The following is an 18,215-nucleotide window of genomic DNA, read 5'->3' on the forward strand; positions in this document are numbered from 1 at the left end:
TATACTCTACTATATTACTTTGCAATAGCTTCGGATGTCACAGGCGTAGCATAATCAACATCGACTGATACTGTTTTGCCAATAATATTTTCCAACATCTTGGGAGGTAGCCCAAAACCTGGTCTTACACTTCTGATAGAGTCAGGAGTAATGATATCTCCTGCTTTTAATGGTTTTACAAAGTATAATGATCTTCTAAACTGTACGTTGGCTTTCTCACTCGATTTATGACCATAATCTACTTCACCTAATGCTTCCCAACATATACGACTAGCATCACATAAGTGCTGCAATTCAGACTCTTCTAAAGAAAAGCTATCATCAGGACCCCCACCACTTCTGTCTAAGGTTACATGCTTTTCTATGATATTGGCACCAAGAGCCACACTAGCTATCGCTGTAGTGTTATCCAATGTATGATCGGACAGCCCTGTCGATAATCCAAAGCGCTGCTGCATATCTACTATGGTTCTTAGATTATAATCACTAGATGGTGCTGGATAACCACTGACACAATGTAAGATTGCCAGCTGCTCACAACCACCACTTCGCGCAGCTTCAATGGCTTCCGCTATCTCCTCATTATTTGCCATACCAGTCGATATAATCATAGGTTTGCCTGTTTGAGCAACATACCTAATAAGTGGTAAGTCAATCGCTTCAAAGCTTGCGATTTTGTATGCTGGCGTATTCAAGTCCTCTAGCATATCAACTGCAGTAGTATCAAACGGCGAGCTAAACATAGTAATACCAATCGATCTGGCTCGATCAAACAAAGGTTTATGCCATTCCCATGGAGTATAAGCAGATTGATACAGCTCATACAATGTTTGGCCTTCCCACAAACCGCCTTTAATTTTGAACTCATCTCTATTAGAGTTCAAAGTAATAGTATCAGCCGTATAACTTTGCATTTTCACTGCGTCAGCTCCACAACGCTTAGCCATTTCGATTATTCGAAATGCGTTCTCGATATCACCATTATGATTTGCTGACATTTCAGCAATAATATAAGGAGAAAAGTTTCTACCAATGTTTCTATCATTAATTTTCATATTATTTACCTATTAAGAATTCAGAAAGGCTTGTCATCAATAGCTTGTTATCTTTATCAAACATCTTGTATTCAATAAGACAATATCTACCTATTTGAGTGAGTAAACTTGCTTGACCAATTATTTCCATATCTGGATAAACAGGTGAATAATATTTTAGATCTTGGCCCACATAGATAGTGTTGGGTCCAGGATAATCTGAAGCAGCTACTCGTGAAATTTCAGCAACTAAAATTGCTCCATGAGCAATTCTACCCTCAAACCCCAATTCTATTGCAGACTCATCTTGAATATGAATTGGATTATTATCCCCTGAAAAATCAGCAAAAATGTCAATTTTAGAAGATTCTACCGAAAAATTCCATTTATAGTATTTGTTGATACTCGGTTTAAAATCGTCTTTAGAGATTTTATCATAATCTTTTTTGAATAGTGACAACTGATATACATCATAATATTTACCATCTCTACAATAATGCTGTTTCTTGATACCTTCAATTTTGAAGCCATGCTTACGATGAAACTTAACTACAGGGAAGTTAAAATCAAGAACTTCGCAATAAAGCTTATTTAACTCTAAGTGTTTAAAGGCATAATCAAGCGCTAACCTTTCCATTTCAGAACCGATTCCTCTTATCGAAACGTTTGCGGAATAAAAAGCCCATGAAGCAGTTTTATTAGAACTATCAATATTAGTAAAAGAAACTAATCCTAGAGGATTGCCATCTTGCTCGTAAATAAAATATTGATTAGTACTATCCTGCCCCACTTTATTAAACCAAGATACATGAGTTTCATAGTCTATAATATCGTGATTGTACATATTCAATCGGATTTCATCTCTGTTTCTCCACTCATATAGTCTATTAATGTCTTCATCAACTAATTTGCGAAAATTACCTTTAAACATATTTAGATCCCTTAACTATTCTAGTTATTTATATACAGTATGGCCGACCTATATCTATCTAAATTGTACCTAAAACTTTTTCATTATACTTATTGGAGTGAATAAGCATGATATTTTTTGCTACTCTATCTGCGCCCATACCATCTACTAGCTGCATAATCTCTTTTCTACGCTTTTGATATTTCAAACTATTCATCGATAGATCAGTAAGATATTTGGATATAGAATTTACCGTTATATTATCCAAGCTGCCTAGGTAATCTATTAAATTTCTTTCATGTAAATAGCTTACCAAATCTTTTTGATTGTCTGCCACATCGATCAAGGCTGAATTTAGCCCTAAGCAGAACCGTTCCCATACTGTAGAACCACAAGCACCCAAAGCAAAATCACTACTTTTCATTAAATATGACATCTGATCAGTTTTCTCTTCTAAAAATATATGCTTGGACTGTTTGACTATATTTTCACAGTAATGAAAATCTTCTGAAGATAATTTGCCAGTGATAACATGAAAATTAAATTTATGGCATTTAACTAGAGCAGGTAAAAAGGATTTCCAGACTCGCAGATTACCAACGCCTCCAAAGTTTACTAATACAGTCTCAAGTTTATTTGAAGATTTTTGCATTTTTGGCTCTCGTAAAGAAATGAATTCATCTCTAAGCAGAGCATACTTTGGGCCCAATAACCGTAAACAATGGCTAGATACCAAACCATCATATCTAGAGTTGGGATTGGGCCAGTAATTTTGATCAATCAGTAAATCGCAAGTATGCTTGCGGTTTTCCAGGTCATCAATTACTGCTACAGGTAAAGATACTGTATCTTTTACCATGTCTTCCCAAACGCTATCAAGTGAGTAATGATCAATGATCATCATATCTATGGGTTGCTCAGAAACAGCATAAATGAACTCTTGAGCATCTTGTTCCTGAGAAACTCCTAACCAATATGAATGATCTTCAGAAATACTTTCCAATGAAGAATACCCAATGACATGATAAATAAAACCACTAATAGTGATTAAACTCAACAATTCTTTATCGTATTCTCTGACAAAGAAAATGCTCGAGATGGAAATCTTCCTAAATTCACGAGCTAATGTAAGACAACGTTGTAAGTGACCTGTTCCTATATGCTCAGCTACGTCAACTCTAAAACCTATCGTTCTCAATCCTTGCTCCAAATTTGATACAGCATTTCCGCCATATGCCAATCTTCTAAAGTATCAATATCTTGTACGCGATGTCGAGGAAGCTTTAGACCTATAGCATTTGAGCTAAAGATGGGTAACCCTTTTTCCCAAGCATCTTTAGTACCCCAATAGAATTGCCCTGCATCATGCCAACATTCTTCTAAATCTTGGGAACGACTATTAAATAGGTTTGGATTGTGCATTGCCACCTTGTTTTGCTGATTCAATAATAAGGAACGTTGAACCGGGAAATCATAAGTAGTAATACTAAAAGCATAGTTACAGTCTTTTTCCGATGTAATGGAATTCAATCCTGAACGTATATCTTCGTACGACAACATAGGTGCTGTCGCATAGATACAGCATATATATTCAATATTATTATCATCAAGTTGCAAGATAGTGTCTTGAATCACTGGAGTAGTTCCTGCAAAATCATTAGACAGATCGTTGCTACGAAAAAACGGTACCTCAGCGCCAAATTTTATAGATATTTCTGCTATTTCTTCGTCATCAGTAGAAACAATGATTCTATCGAAGCACTCACTTTTCATTGCCGCTTCTATTGAGTAAGAGATCAATGGCTTGCCATGGAACGTTTTAATATTTTTCCGTGGTATCCGTTTGCTTCCTCCTCTGGCAGGTATTACTGCTATGTTAGTCATTTTTTAATACGCCTTCTAAAGTTTCAACAATATAATCCTGTTGCTCTTCAGTTAAATCTGGGTATAAAGGTAAACTAATAGCTTCTTTATAGTACTGTTCCGCTTGTGGGAAGTCACCCATTTGGAAATTAAAATGCTTTTGATAATAAGGCTGAAGATGGACAGGAATGTAATGAAGGTTGACCCCAATATTAGCTGCACGTAAAGCATTAAATACTTCTAAGTGTGTCGCTTTAATATCACCAAGCTTTAATCTAATTACATAAAGATGAAGTCCAGAATAAGACTTTTCAATTTGAAAAGGCACAGTCACGGAAAGACTGGCTAATTTCACATCATATCTATTTGCAATTTCATGACGACTTTTTGTGATACTTGGTAATCTTTTTATTTGCGAGGCCCCAAGTGCTGCCTGCATTTCTGTCATGCGATAGTTATAACCCAAGTCAACTTGTTGATAATACCAAGGGCCATCAGGTTCATGTGTCATCAACTCAGAGTCGCGAGTAATACCATGGCTACGTAATAAGTCCATTTTTTGTGCTAGATATTTACCGTTAGTGGTAGCTACACCACCTTCAGCAGTCGTGATAATTTTCACTGGATGAAAACTAAATATCGTGATGTCTGAATATTGACAACTACCAATAGGTTCATTTTTATAATTGCCACCTATTGCGTGAGAGGCATCTTCAATAATAGAAAACCCATACTCCTTAGAAAGCGCATATATACTCTCCATATCACAAGGCTGGCCGCATAAGTGTACAGGGATAACCACTTTTGGTAGCTTACTTTCTATTTTAGCAGCCTGTAACTTCTCTCTCAACGCTTGAATGGACAAATTATAAGTCTTCGGGTCAATATCTACAAAATCTACAGTAGCACCACAATATAAAGCACAATTTGCAGATGCTACAAATGTAATGGGTGTCGTCCAAACAATGTCATCTTTGCCAACATCTAAAGCCAAACATGCAACATGAAGGGCTGAAGTAGCACTATTCATTGCCAAAGCATATTCGACATTGCAATGCTCTTTAATTGCATTTTCGAATTCTGGTACTTTAGGACCTTGCGTTAAATAGTCAGATTTAAGAACATTGACGACTGCATCAATGTCCTGCTCTGTAATATTTTGGCGACCGTATGGGATAAATTCCATTATATTTTACCAATATTATCTTTATTTTCTTTTATCCAAGACTCAAGTTCTTCTCTTGGCATCCATTCTGTGTTGTTATCGCTTGAATAAACAAAACCTTCTGGAACTAATTTACCGTCTTTTACCCTTTCAGGAGAATGCCCCCAATTGTTAATGGTTGGTAAGATTTTGAAGTGTTCAGGATACTCATAGGTATAATAAGAGTCTTCAGCGCCAATCATTTGCTCATGTAGTTTTTCACCTGGTCTAATACCAACTACCTTAGTTGTAGCTTCTGGTGCTACAGCTTTTGCTACGTCCATAATATTCATTGATGGAATTTTTTTGACATAAATCTCACCACCTTCCATATCTTCAAAAGCGTGCCAAACCAATTCAACACCTTCTTCTAAAGTAATCATGAAGCGTGTCATACGATCATCAGTAATAGGTAGCTCGCCTCTTTCTTTAATTGACAAGAAGAAGGGAATAACAGATCCTCTAGAGCCCATTACGTTACCATACCTTACAACAGAAAATTTGGTCACATGCTGACCACTATAAGCGTTTCCTGCTACGAAGAGCTTATCAGAAGTTAGTTTGGTAGCGCCATATAGATTTATAGGACTACTTGCTTTGTCAGTTGATAATGCAACTACGCCTTTGACACCTTTATCGATACAAGCATCAATTAAGTTCATTGCACCATGCACATTTGTTTTTACACATTCGAAAGGATTATATTCTGCTGTAGGTACAATTTTGGTTGCTGCTGCATGAACAACATAATCAACACCATCCAATGCTCGATATAAGCGTTCTTTATCACGCACATCGCCAATAAAGAATCTTACTCGATCATCACCTTCAAAAAGCTTCGCCATTTCCCATTGCTTCATTTCATCTCTAGAGAAAATGATAATTTTCTTAGGGTTATACTTTGCAAGCGTCATAGGAATAAATTTGTGGCCAAATGAACCTGTACCACCTGTCACTAAAATCGTTGAATTACTTAACATTTTTTTCTTATCCTCAGATTACTCTTATTAAATGTATAAAAACACCCCATTGTAGGGGTGCCTTCTTAATATTTCAATATGGTTTTAGTAGTTACATTACAAAATTAATTCTAAACTACCAACCAGTAACTTCTTTTAGCTTCTCACCAAGCTTAGATGGGTCGCGCGTATACGCGATACCAGCATCTTCAAACGCTTTGAATTTTTCTTCAGCAGTACCTTGACCACCAGAGATGATAGCGCCAGCATGACCCATACGCTTGCCTTCTGGAGCGGTAACACCAGCAATATAGCCAACAACTGGCTTAGTCACATGGTCTTTGATATAAGCAGCAGCTTCTTCTTCAGCAGTACCACCGATCTCACCGATTAAGATGATAGCTTCAGTTTGTGGATCTTCTTGGAACAGTTTCAATGCGTCAATTTGGTTCATACCAGGGATAGGATCACCACCGATACCGATACAAGTTGACTGACCAAAACCAAGTTTAGTGGTCTGAGCAACAGCTTCATACGTTAGCGTACCAGAGCGTGAAATGATGCCCACTTTACCCGGCAGATGGATATGGCCTGGCATGATACCGATTTTGCACTGACCTGGAGTGATAACGCCTGGGCAGTTAGGACCAACTAAACGCACGTCGCCAGCTTCTTCAAGATAGCGTTTGGCTTTTAGCATATCGATAGTTGGTACGCCTTCAGTGATCACAACGATCAATTTAACGCCAGCATCGATTGCTTCAACGATAGAGTCTAGTACGAATGGTGCAGGTACATAGATAACAGAAGCGTCAGCTTGAGTCGCTTCCATGGCTTCTGCCATAGTATTAAATACTGGTAGGCCTAGGTGCGTTTGACCGCCTTTACCTGGCGTTACGCCGCCGACGACCTTAGTACCGTATTCGATCGCTTGCTCAGAGTGGAACGTACCATTTTTACCAGTGAAACCTTGTACCAATACTTTGGTATCTTTATCGATTAATACACTCATTATTTATTCCTTGTATTCGGTTGTCTTGTAATAGCTACCTGATGATGTGTTAACCATTAAATATTAATGATAAATGTATACCAACAAGCTGCTATTACACGTTGACTACTATGCTTAAACGCTTATATTTAAAGGACTATGCCTCAAATATCTTAAGCTTTAACAGCATCGACAATTTTCTGAGCCGCATCTGCTAAGCCTTGGGCTGTCGTAAGCTTAAGACCAGACTCTTCTAGAATTTGTAAGCCTTTTTCAGCGTTATTACCTTCTAGACGTACAACGACAGGTACTTGCACATCGACTTCTTTAACAGCAGCGATAATGGCTTCTGCAATCATGTCGCAACGTACGATACCACCGAAGATGTTGATTAGAACACCTTCAACGCTGCTGTCTTCAAGAATGATCTTGAATGCTTCAACAACGCGATCTTTAGTTGCGCCGCCGCCAACGTCCAAGAAGTTAGCAGGCTTGCCGCCATACAATTTGATGATGTCCATGGTTGCCATTGCAAGACCAGCACCGTTAACCATACAACCGATGTTACCTTCTAGAGCAACATAGTTTAGGTCAAACTCAGCAGCTTTAAGCTCACGCTCGTTTTCTTGAGTTTTGTCTTGTAGTGCTGCAATTTTAGGCAGACGATATAGTGCATTTGAATCGATACCGATTTTGCCATCGACACAAACGATTTCGCCATTTTCACGAACGGCTAATGGGTTGATTTCCATTAGAGCAAAGTCGTTTTCAACAAATGCTTTATAAGCACCAGTCATCAATTTAACGAACTGGTTGATTTGCTTGCCTTCTAGACCAAGTTTGAACGCAACATCGCGCGCTTGGAAAGGCATTAGACCAACTAAAGGATCAACATGTACTTTAAAGATTTTTTCTGGCGTCTCGTTTGCTACTTCTTCGATATCAACACCACCTTCGGTTGATGCCATGAAAGTCACACGACGAGTAGAGCGATCAACGACTGCACCAAGATATAGCTCAGTTTGTACTGGATACATATCTTCTGCAACCAATACGAAGTTTACTGGTTGACCATCAGCGTCAGTTTGGAAAGTAACCAAATTGGTGCCGATTAGCTCTTCAGTTACTTGCTTGGCTTCTTCACGAGTTTTAACCAGCTTTACACCGCCCGCTTTACCGCGACCACCAGCATGTACTTGCGCTTTGATAACCGCAATGTCAGTTGGTGTTTTATCAAAAGCAGCAGCAGCTTCGTCGCCACTATAGGCGATGATGCCTTCTTGAATCGGCAAACCGTAGCTTTTTAATAGCTCTTTTGCTTGATACTCATGTAAATTCATTGATTGTATCCTTTATTTTTTACAATTAATAAAAAGTGAAATCAAGTGCGCCCATGCATATATTAATCATACGTCTGACGCACTCATGATCGTGGCTATCGCCAAAATAGCGATACCACAATCAGGTTGTAAATCGATAATAATTAAACGAGCAACTGCTTATTTCTTGCGTTTTTTGCGCTGGATAGCGTGGATAGCACGGCCATCTGCAGATAGCGCTGCTTCGTGCACCGCTTCTGACATCGTTGGATGCGCAAACGTCATCAGCTGCAAGTCTTCGATACTAGAGACAAATTCCATCGCAATCATACCTTGATGGACGATATCACCAGCACCAGCAGCGATAGCATGCATACCTAACAAGCGATCTGTCTTAGCATCAGCCACTACTTTGATAGAGCCTTCTGCTTCGCTTTGAGCCAATGCACGGCCGTTAGCCGCTAGATTGAACGAGCCTGTTTTAACTTCGTAGCCAGCTGCTTCAGCTTCTTGCTCAGTTAAGCCTACCCATGCAATTTCTGGGTGAGTATAAATGACATTGATGATGGTGTCATAGTTAACTTGAGCTTTTTCGCCATGGATACGTTCCACAGCCATCATGCCCTCTTCCATTGCTTTGTGCGCAAGCATAGGACCACGGACTAAATCGCCAATGGCATAAACGCCATCAAGATTGGTTTTGCACTGATCATTGACATCGATAAGACCACGTTCGGTCAATTGAATGCCACTGTCATCGCCAAGTAGTTTTTCAGAATAAGCACGGCGACCAACACAAACGATTAGTTTATCAAAGCTCTCTTCGCTCGACTCACCTTTGTTTTCGCTAGTGACAACCACTTGATCATCTTTAACTTCAGCATTGGTTACTTTGGTGTCAACACGGATATCAAGACCTTGCTTTTTCAGCATTTTGCCAGCTTCTTTCGAGATATCTTTGTCAGCAGCAGCTAAAAAGCTAGGAAGCGCTTCATAGACTACAACCTCGCTACCTAGACGACGCCATACTGAACCAAGCTCAAGACCGATAACACCGGCACCAATAACGCCTAAACGTTTAGGGACTGAGGTGAAATCAAGCGCGCCAGTAGAATCAACGATACGATCGCCGTCAGTTTTGGCAACTGGGATGTCGATAGGCACTGAACCTGCCGCCAGAATCACGTTTTTAGCGGTAATAGTGCTTTCCGCTTCGTCTTCTAAAGCGACAAATTTAACTTGTTTGTCAGCGCCTTTGCCGTCAACTAACGTGCCCCAGCCTTGTAGCCAGTCAACGCCATTACCTTTCAATAATGCCGCAACACCGCCAGTTAATTGCTTAACGATGCCTTCTTTGCGTTCTATCATTTTTTCGATATCAATAGCGACATCGCCGGTGCTGATACCATGCTCATCGAGATCATGCTTGGTCGCTTCATAACGATGCGAGCTATCAAGCAGTGCTTTTGATGGGATACAACCAACGTTTAAGCAAGTCCCGCCAAGCGCTGGCTCACCTTTATAAACACGTTTTTCGATACAAGCAACGCTCATACCAAGCTGTCCTGCACGGATAGCTGCTTCGTAACCACCAGGACCGCCGCCGATAACGACTAAATCATAATTGTCTTTCATAGTACGTTCCTATTTCTATTTTATTTATCATTTATGCTATTGTTTATTTTATTAAGAGATAAACGATGTTTCTCGCTGCTAGTTAATACACTATATCAACGCCACACATTTATTTATCAAAAAACGCTAATAAAATATAGCTGCTGACGTTGCTACTCGAAACGGTAGCATCATTAAAAAACTATTTATACCACGCTACCAAAGTTAAAAAGCTTGTATCGGCGGTTGCCAATACAAGCTTAGAAGCTTATAGGTCTAAGAGGAGCATGGTTGGATCTTCGACCAACTCTTTGAGAGTAACTAAGAACTGTACCGCTTCTTTACCATCGATCATACGATGGTCATAAGATAATGCAAGATACATCATTGGCAAGATTTTAACTTCACCATTAACTGCCATAGGGCGGTCATTGATAGCATGCATACCCAAGATAGCGGTTTGTGGCGGGTTCAAGATAGGCGTTGACATGAGTGAACCGAATACGCCACCGTTTGAGATAGTGAAAGTACCACCAGTCATGTCATCTAGACCAAGCTTGCCTTTTTGAGCCAAGCCACCAAGTTCACGGATACGGCTTTCGACATCTGCCATGCTCATGCGATCGGTATCACGTAATACAGGAACAACTAGACCACGGTCTGACGATACGGCTACACCGATATCATAAAAACCATGATAAACAATGTCGTCGCCATCCAGTGATGCGTTCACTGCTGGGAAACGTTTTAGCGCTTCAGTCGCTGCTTTGACGAATAACGACATAAAGCCTAGACGAACGCCATGACGCTTTTCAAACTGATCTTTATATTTGGTACGCATGTCCATTAACGGTTTCATGTTAACTTCGTTGAACGTCGTCAGCATCGCAGTTTCTTGCGTCGCTGATAATAAACGCTCAGCAACACGCTTACGAAGGCGTGTCATTGGCACACGTTTTTCGGTGCGCTCACCAGCTGATTCAGCTACTGGACGACCGCTATCAGACTTAATAGAGCTGTCTGCTTTTAGCGTTGGGCTTGCCATATCAGTCTTGGTTACACGACCACCACGACCACTACCTTCGACGTCTTTAGGATCAACGCCGCTCTCTTTTGCCGCTTTACGGACTGCTGGGCTTTGATCTTTATGATCAGCTTCTTCTTTCTTATCTGTTACTTGTACTGGCTCGCCGCCATCTGCCGCTTGCTTTGCTTGTACTGGAGCAGCTGGCTGATCTGGATTCACGGAAGGAGCATCACCGTCATTACTGTCGTCTGCACCAGCGCCACTTGCGCCCGCTTCAAACTCTGCAATTAACTCATCAGACAATACAGTATCATCAACTTGCTTAACGATTTTGGTTACCACACCATCATCAGGTGCCACAACTTCTAATACAACTTTGTCAGTTTCAATTTCGGCCAATAGGTCATCACGGTTTACTTGTTGGCCTTCAGTGACATGCCATTCAACGATTGTGCCATCGGCAACCGATTCTGGAAAAACGGGGGCTTTGATCTCAGCCATCGATATACTCCTTAGATTTGGATACTGCTATTTATTATTAAGTCGTGATAGGCAGTCAGTACCGATTTAAACTATTTACACCGTACTGACTGTCATCGCCTGATTCATTTGTCTTATCTAGTCTGTTACTTTGACAACCTGCTACTTAGACAATTCGTCCACACTAATACCAAGACCGCCAGCGATTAATGCTTGTTGCTGTTGTACGTGTAATTTCGCAGAACCTGTCGCAGGGGCAGCACTAGGGGGACGTGCTACTGGCTCCATGACTTTTGCCTTGGTTGGATGCGGTACCACAATACGGAACATATGCGGTGCCAAATAATACCAAGCGCCCTGATTAAGTGGTTCTTCTTGCGTCCAAACGATTTCTTTGAGATTGCTGTATTTTTCAATTTCAGCAATCAACCGTTCTTCTGGCAACGGATAAAGTTGTTCGATACGGACGATGGCGACATGGTCAAGACCGAGCGCGCGACGTTGTTCTAGCAAGTCATAATAAACCTTACCACCACATAGCACCATCCGAGTCACGTTGTCTGCATTGTGCTCATCCATCTCTGGCAATACAGTCTCAAATTTACCATTGGCCAGCTCTTCGAGATTTGACGTAGCCAACTTATGACGCAATAGGCTTTTTGGTGACATGACGATCAATGGCTTACGAATCGGACGCACTGCTTGACGACGTAGGGCATGATAAATTTGCGCAGGCGTCGTTGGCGTAATGACCTGCATATTGTCTTCAGCACATAACTGTAAGAAGCGCTCAAGACGCGCCGATGAATGCTCAGGGCCTTGACCTTCGAAACCATGTGGTAACAACATAGTCAGACCGCATACACGCTGCCATTTGGTTTCGCCGCTCGAGATGAACTGATCGATGACGACTTGCGCACCGTTGACGAAGTCACCAAACTGCGCTTCCCAAACGATCAATGCGTTTGGTACGGTCGTTGCATAACCATACTCAAAGGCCAGTACGGCTTCTTCTGATAACAATGAGTTATAGGTGGCAAAACGCGCTTGTGTTTCACTCATATGAGCCAATGGCACATACATACTGCCATCATCGATATTGTAAATTTCACTGTGACGGTGAGCGAAAGTACCACGGCCCACATCTTCACCAGTAATACGAACCAATACTTTATCGTTATCGACTAAAGATGCGTATGCCAATGTCTCAGCAGCACCCCAGTTAAGAGGCTCTTCGCCAGTTTGCATAGCCAAACGCTGATCAACGACTTTTTGAACTTGGCGCTGAAGCTTATAGCCTTCTGGCATTTCAGCCATACGACGTCCGTAACCTTTTAGGATTTCGATATCGACACTGGTATCCCAGTCATCAACCAAATCATGTCCTAGGTAAGGTTTCCAGTCTACAAATAGCTGCTCGTTAGGTTCTTGAACTAATGAGTTGGCAACATAGTCACCACGGTCTAAAGACTCACGGTACTCATCTTCGTATTGCTTTTCTTGTTCAGCATTCAAGATACCATCTGCGATAAGCTTCTGTGCATAAATAGTACGAGTCGTCGGCAGTTTCTTAATAACGGCATACATCAAAGGCTGAGTGGCAGAAGGTTCATCTGCTTCGTTGTGACCGTTACGACGATAGCAGAAAAGATCAATAATGATATCTTTATCAAATTGATGACGATAATCTAATGCCAATTGTGCGGCAAATACGACCGATTCAGGATCATCACCATTCACGTGTAAAATAGGTGCATGTACCATTTTTGCCACGTCAGTACAGTATTCAGTTGAACGAACATCTTCTTGACGACTGGTCGTAAAACCAACTTGGTTATTGATCACAATATGTACTGTACCACCAGTGGTATAAGCACGAGTTTGTGACATTTGGAACGTTTCTTGAACCACGCCTTGGCCAGCAAAAGCAGCATCACCATGGATGACAATTGGCAAGACTGAGTTACCGCCTTTATTGTCTAAAAGAGGTTGGTCATTACGACGAACCTGACGGGCACGTACTGACCCTTGCAATACTGGCGCAACGATTTCAAGGTGCGACGGGTTAAAAGCCAAAGCCAAATGCGCTTCGCCACCTGGCGTCATCACATTAGATGAGAAACCATTATGGTACTTAACGTCGCCTGAGCCTTTTTCTGGCTGAACTTTACCATCGAACTCGTCGAACAAATCAGCAGGTTTTTTACCTAAGATATTCACCAATAAGTTCAAGCGCCCACGATGCGCCATACCGATAACCATCTCTTTGGTGCCATAACCGCCAGCACGTTGGATGATTTCATTGATAGCAGGGATAAAGCTCTCGCCACCCTCTAGACCGAAACGCTTGACGCCCGTATATTTACGCGCCAAATATTTCTCTAAGCCTTCGGCAGCGGTTAAGCGCTCAAGGATAGAGAGTCGCTTGTCCTTATCAAACTCAATATAACCCAGATTGCTTTCGAGATATTTTTCCATCCAGCGCTTTTCTGTACTGGTGGTAACGTGCATATATTCGATACCGATATAACGGCTATAAACACGTTCCATGATTTCAATAATTTCACGTAACGGTGCTTCGTCCTTGCCAATATTCAAATCATTGGTAGGATATATGGTGTCTAGATCGGCTTCTGAAAGATTGTGATACTCAAGCGTCAAATCTTCCACTTCAGCGCGTGGATGCAGATCTAATGGATCGAGTTTTGCGCGACGATGACCACGGCGACGATAAGCAGAAATCAGCTGCTGTACGCCCATTTGCTTAGGGTCGGCACAGTCAGCTGCATTGCTAGTCGTTGTGGTTGCAGGAGTGCCCTTGTTCGCCGTTTGATTGCGAGCAAGTAACAAAAACTGGTCTTTAATAGCATTATGCTGAGCATCGTTTGGCGATTTGTATTGTTCGAAATACGCTTGCCAATCCGTATCAACACTAGTAGGGTCAGTCAGGTATTGCTCATAAAGCACTTCGATATAGTTGGCATTATCAGCAGCCAGTTCAGTATGTTCTACGTCTGCGGCTTCTTTAGTTATACTATTCATAATAATCGTCTATTTGATAGATAAATGAATGGAATCGTGCTTATTATTGTGTCGTTCGTTGTACATTTGATATTTTGACTTTTGAGCTTAAACAGTAATAAGATTTGCTATTGCTGATGATTAATAATTGCTGATGACTAATATTCTGATGACTAATACAAGGCATCGTTGTTCTTACTGTAATAAGTAGCGTTCATCATTATTGATAAAAAATATGTCAAGTAATAATGATAGCGCTACTACAACACTCAGCTCAAACAATAGCCATCTGATAAAATTATTTGTGAACGTCCAGTTTTCTTGTCTGACTCGTTTCACAACATTAATTTATATATACTGCTATCAGCTATAACCAATTTATTAATGATAATACCTTTTGCAAATACCCTATCGTTCAGCTAGCCTATAAATTGGCTGTTTTCGCTGAAATGTCTTCTTATGAAGGATATTTATTGTCATTTTTGGCAAACATACATTGCTGTATAGCTTAGCATGCATGCCTTGCACGACATAGTTTGTTTGCTCAATAGTAGGTATTTACATAATGAATATCTATTATAAACCTCTTACTCCGTGCATTTCTACTGCTAATTATATAGACAGTTCGTTTACATAACAGGACTTCTTACATACCACCAACGTATTGTTAATACTGGCTTACTTTTGACCAGCGTTTTAGCCAAATGCGCCTCTCCAAATAGTAAACAGAAATACCTCTTCTATCTCCTACCAGTACGCAAATCTAGCTAATAAAAAACACCGCCTAATACTGAGACGGTGTTTCATTATGACATGTACATAAACTAAGCAGCGCTTAACTCGTTTAACCTGCTTGGTCTATCAGCATGTTACGTAGATGACCGATTGCTTTGGTAGGGTTCAAACCTTTTGGACACACTGAAACGCAGTTCATGATACCGCGGCAACGGAATAGGCTGAACGGATCATCCAAACGTGCCAAACGTGCTTGTGTATCACCATCACGGCTATCAGCGACGAAGCGATAAGCATGTAATAGTGCAGATGGACCTAAGAATTTATCAGGGTTCCACCAGAACGATGGGCAGCTGGTTGAGCAGCACGCACATAGAATACATTCGTACAGACCGTTTAGCTTTTCGCGTTGTTCAGGTGACTGCAAACGCTCTGTTGGCGGTGCTGGCTGATCGTTGATTAAGTACGGGTGTACTTTTTCATACTGCTCGTAGAATTGGTTCATATCGACGACCAAATCACGAACCACGGGTAAACCTGGCAACGGACGAACAGTAATTTTTTCTGGCAAGGTATTCATGTTGATAAGACAGGCTAGACCATTTTTGCCATTGATGTTCATGCCATCAGAGCCACAGATGCCTTCACGGCAAGAGCGACGGAAGGTGATGGTTTCATCTTCCTTTTTCAGGCGTAATAACACGTCAAGCAACATACGATCTGAGTCTAACAACTCAACTGTATAGGTTTGCATACGTGGCGCTGCGTCCAGATCAGGATCGTAGCGATAGATTTCGATGGTGCGAGTACCTCGGCTCATAATGCTAAACTCCACACGTAGGTGATGGCGGGCGTACAAAGGTTGCAACATATCAGCGCTAGATAGAGTATCTTTATCACAGCGCTGGCATGAGCATGTAGCTGGCGGTCACCTTTTTAATAAATTAATAAGGGATAAAACGTTAACGCTGTTCATATAGACCAGCGGCGCAGTCAAAAATTAATAGACGCGAACTTTTGGCTCGATATAATCAACGGTCAATGGCACTTTGCGTACTGGCTTATAAATAATGCGGTTGCCTTCTGAGTACCAAAGCGTATGCTTCATCCAGTCATGATCGTTACGACCGTTTGGTGCATAATCATCATCTTCTGGACGGTCATAATCGGACACACTGTGTGCGCCGCGACTTTCATGACGCATCGCTGCTGATATCATTGTTGCTTTAGCCACTTCATATAGATTAGCCACTTCGAAAGCTTCGATACGGGCCGTGTTAAAGACTTGTGATTTATCAGCCAAATGAATCTGGTCGATTTTGTCGCCTAGCGCTAAAATTTTCTCAACGCCTTCGTCCATCATTGCTTGCGTACGGAATACACTGGCATGTGTCTGCATGGTCGCACGAATTTCGTCCGCAACATCTTGAGCGTTATAGCCTTCGGTAGACTGTTGCAGTTTGTCTAAACGCTTCACTGTAAAATCAAGCACACGAGGATCAAGTGGCTTGTAGTTATGATCAGCGTGATGGAATTCATCAACGATATGCTTACCAGCCGCACGACCAAATACCAATAGATCAAGTAGTGAGTTCGTACCTAAACGGTTGGCACCGTGAACACTGACACAAGCACATTCGCCAATCGCGTAAAGACCTTTAACGACAGTGCCTTTCGTGTATAGACCTTCTTCATCCGTACCCGCTTCTAGATCAGGAGTGATTACTTGACCATGAATCGTGGTTGGAATACCGCCCATCATATAGTGAATGGTTGGGATAACGGGAATCGGCTCTTTAGTGATATCAACGTTGGCGAAGTTTTTACCAATCTCAAATACTGATGGCAAACGCTTCATGATGGTTTCAACACCTAGATGCGTCATATCCATAACGATATGGTCCGCATTAGGGCCACAACCACGGCCTTCTTTGATTTCTTGATCCATAGAACGTGATACTAGATCACGTGGTGCCAAGTCTTTCACAGTTGGCGCATAACGCTCCATGAATGCTTCGCCATCTTTATTACGTAAGATAGCACCTTCACCACGACAACCTTCGGTCAATAGCACGCCTGCACCATGAACGCCTGTTGGATGGAACTGCCAGAATTCCATGTCTTGTAATGGAATACCAGCACGTACTGCCATGCCAATACCGTCACCAGTATTGATATAAGCGTTGGTAGATGCGGCAAAGATACGGCCTGCACCACCTGTCGCTAGGACAGTAATCGGTGACTGGAATACAGCTACAGTACCAGTCTCTTGTTCAAGCGCGATAACACCATTGATGTTGCCGGCTTCGTCTTTGATCAAGTCAAGAGCAATCCACTCGATAAAGAACTCAGTACCTTGCTCTAGGTTTTTTTGATATAGCGTGTGCAATAGTGCGTGACCTGTACGGTCAGCAGCGGCGCAAGCACGTTGTACTGCTTTTTCACCATAGTTAGACGTATGACCACCAAATGGGCGCTGATAAATCGTGCCATCTTCGTTACGGTCAAACGGCATGCCCATATGCTCAAGCTCATAGACCACTTTTGGCGCTTCGCGGCACATATATTCAATAGCGTCTTGATCACCTAACCAATCTGAACCCTTTACGGTGTCATAAAAGTGAAAGTGCCAGTTGTCATTACTCATGTTACCCAAACTTGCACCGATACCACCTTGAGCGGCAACCGTGTGCGAACGTGTTGGGAATACTTTGGTAAGGACTGCAACCTTCATGCCCGCTTCCGCTAAATGCAATGAAGCACGCATACCTGAGCCACCACCACCAACGATAACTGCATCGTAGTTTAGGGTCTTAATATTACTAATGGTATTATCTTGTCTAGTTGCCATTACGGTTTTCCTAATGCCTGTTAATGCTTAGAAGTAAATAAAAAGGCTGTCTCAAAATCATCCTATTGCTGGACAAAACACTGTATTGTCTCGCCCCTACTTGAAATTATCAAAGTGGATGACGCAAACAACCTTTAGCCACCTAATTTGCATATCTATCTTTATATTGGGTTCGCTCACTGACTAAACCATAGCGCACCTATTATA

Annotated in this window: 13 protein-coding genes; all 13 read right to left on the reverse strand. The window is 41.5% G+C overall.

The genetic code is table 11. The features are described from left to right. Positions 1–14: 14 nt before the first annotated feature. The gene (gene pseI / locus J5X94_RS08115) at positions 15–1,055 is read right to left on the reverse strand and encodes a pseudaminic acid synthase (protein ID WP_210540900.1); all 1,041 of its coding nucleotides are present in this window, start codon (positions 1,053–1,055) and stop codon (positions 15–17) included. 1 nt (position 1,056) lies between these two features. Beyond that, positions 1,057–1,965 carry a UDP-4-amino-4,6-dideoxy-N-acetyl-beta-L-altrosamine N-acetyltransferase gene (gene pseH / locus J5X94_RS08120; protein ID WP_210540901.1) on the reverse strand — a complete coding sequence of 303 codons (909 nt, stop codon included), beginning with the start codon at positions 1,963–1,965 and terminating at the stop codon, positions 1,057–1,059. 58 nt (positions 1,966–2,023) lie between these two features. Then, on the reverse strand, positions 2,024–3,142 hold the full coding sequence (gene pseG, locus J5X94_RS08125) for a UDP-2,4-diacetamido-2,4,6-trideoxy-beta-L-altropyranose hydrolase (RefSeq protein WP_210540902.1): 1,119 nt from the start codon (positions 3,140–3,142) through the stop codon (positions 2,024–2,026). After that, positions 3,139–3,828 (reverse strand): pseudaminic acid cytidylyltransferase, encoded by a 690-nt coding sequence (gene pseF / locus J5X94_RS08130; RefSeq protein ID WP_210540903.1) that lies wholly within the window; start codon positions 3,826–3,828, stop codon positions 3,139–3,141. The genes pseG and pseF overlap by 4 nt, the downstream gene beginning before the upstream one ends. Then, on the reverse strand, positions 3,821–4,993 hold the full coding sequence (gene pseC, locus J5X94_RS08135) for a UDP-4-amino-4,6-dideoxy-N-acetyl-beta-L-altrosamine transaminase (RefSeq protein ID WP_210540904.1): 1,173 nt from the start codon (positions 4,991–4,993) through the stop codon (positions 3,821–3,823). The genes pseF and pseC overlap by 8 nt, the downstream gene beginning before the upstream one ends. Beyond that, positions 4,993–5,991: a UDP-N-acetylglucosamine 4,6-dehydratase (inverting) gene (gene pseB, locus J5X94_RS08140; RefSeq protein ID WP_210540905.1), complete on the reverse strand. Its 999-nt coding sequence runs from the start codon at positions 5,989–5,991 to the stop codon at positions 4,993–4,995. The genes pseC and pseB overlap by 1 nt, the downstream gene beginning before the upstream one ends. A gap of 115 nt (positions 5,992–6,106) precedes the next feature. Then, the gene (gene sucD, locus J5X94_RS08145; RefSeq protein WP_010200812.1) at positions 6,107–6,982 is read right to left on the reverse strand and encodes a succinate--CoA ligase subunit alpha; all 876 of its coding nucleotides are present in this window, start codon (positions 6,980–6,982) and stop codon (positions 6,107–6,109) included. A gap of 152 nt (positions 6,983–7,134) precedes the next feature. Next, on the reverse strand, positions 7,135–8,301 hold the full coding sequence (gene sucC / locus J5X94_RS08150) for an ADP-forming succinate--CoA ligase subunit beta (RefSeq protein WP_010200809.1): 1,167 nt from the start codon (positions 8,299–8,301) through the stop codon (positions 7,135–7,137). 159 nt (positions 8,302–8,460) lie between these two features. Further along, positions 8,461–9,915, reverse strand: coding sequence for a dihydrolipoyl dehydrogenase (lpdA, locus tag J5X94_RS08155; RefSeq protein WP_210540906.1), 1,455 nt, complete (start codon positions 9,913–9,915; stop codon positions 8,461–8,463). A gap of 247 nt (positions 9,916–10,162) precedes the next feature. Next, complete coding sequence (odhB, locus tag J5X94_RS08160) at positions 10,163–11,422, reverse strand: 2-oxoglutarate dehydrogenase complex dihydrolipoyllysine-residue succinyltransferase (protein WP_210540907.1); 1,260 nt, start codon at positions 11,420–11,422, stop codon at positions 10,163–10,165. A 141-nt stretch (positions 11,423–11,563) separates the two neighbouring features. Next, positions 11,564–14,443, reverse strand: a complete 2,880-nt coding sequence (locus J5X94_RS08165; RefSeq protein WP_210540908.1) for a 2-oxoglutarate dehydrogenase E1 component — start codon at positions 14,441–14,443, stop codon at positions 11,564–11,566. An 823-nt stretch (positions 14,444–15,266) separates the two neighbouring features. Then, positions 15,267–15,977, reverse strand: coding sequence for a succinate dehydrogenase iron-sulfur subunit (locus J5X94_RS08170; protein WP_010200796.1), 711 nt, complete (start codon positions 15,975–15,977; stop codon positions 15,267–15,269). A gap of 180 nt (positions 15,978–16,157) precedes the next feature. Next, positions 16,158–18,008 carry a succinate dehydrogenase flavoprotein subunit gene (gene sdhA, locus J5X94_RS08175; protein ID WP_210540909.1) on the reverse strand — a complete coding sequence of 617 codons (1,851 nt, stop codon included), beginning with the start codon at positions 18,006–18,008 and terminating at the stop codon, positions 16,158–16,160. Between the last annotated feature and the right edge of the window lie 207 nt (positions 18,009–18,215).

It is taken from the genome of Psychrobacter sp. K31L, assembly GCF_017942195.1.
In the GTDB taxonomy this organism is placed as follows: domain Bacteria; phylum Pseudomonadota; class Gammaproteobacteria; order Pseudomonadales; family Moraxellaceae; genus Psychrobacter; species Psychrobacter glaciei.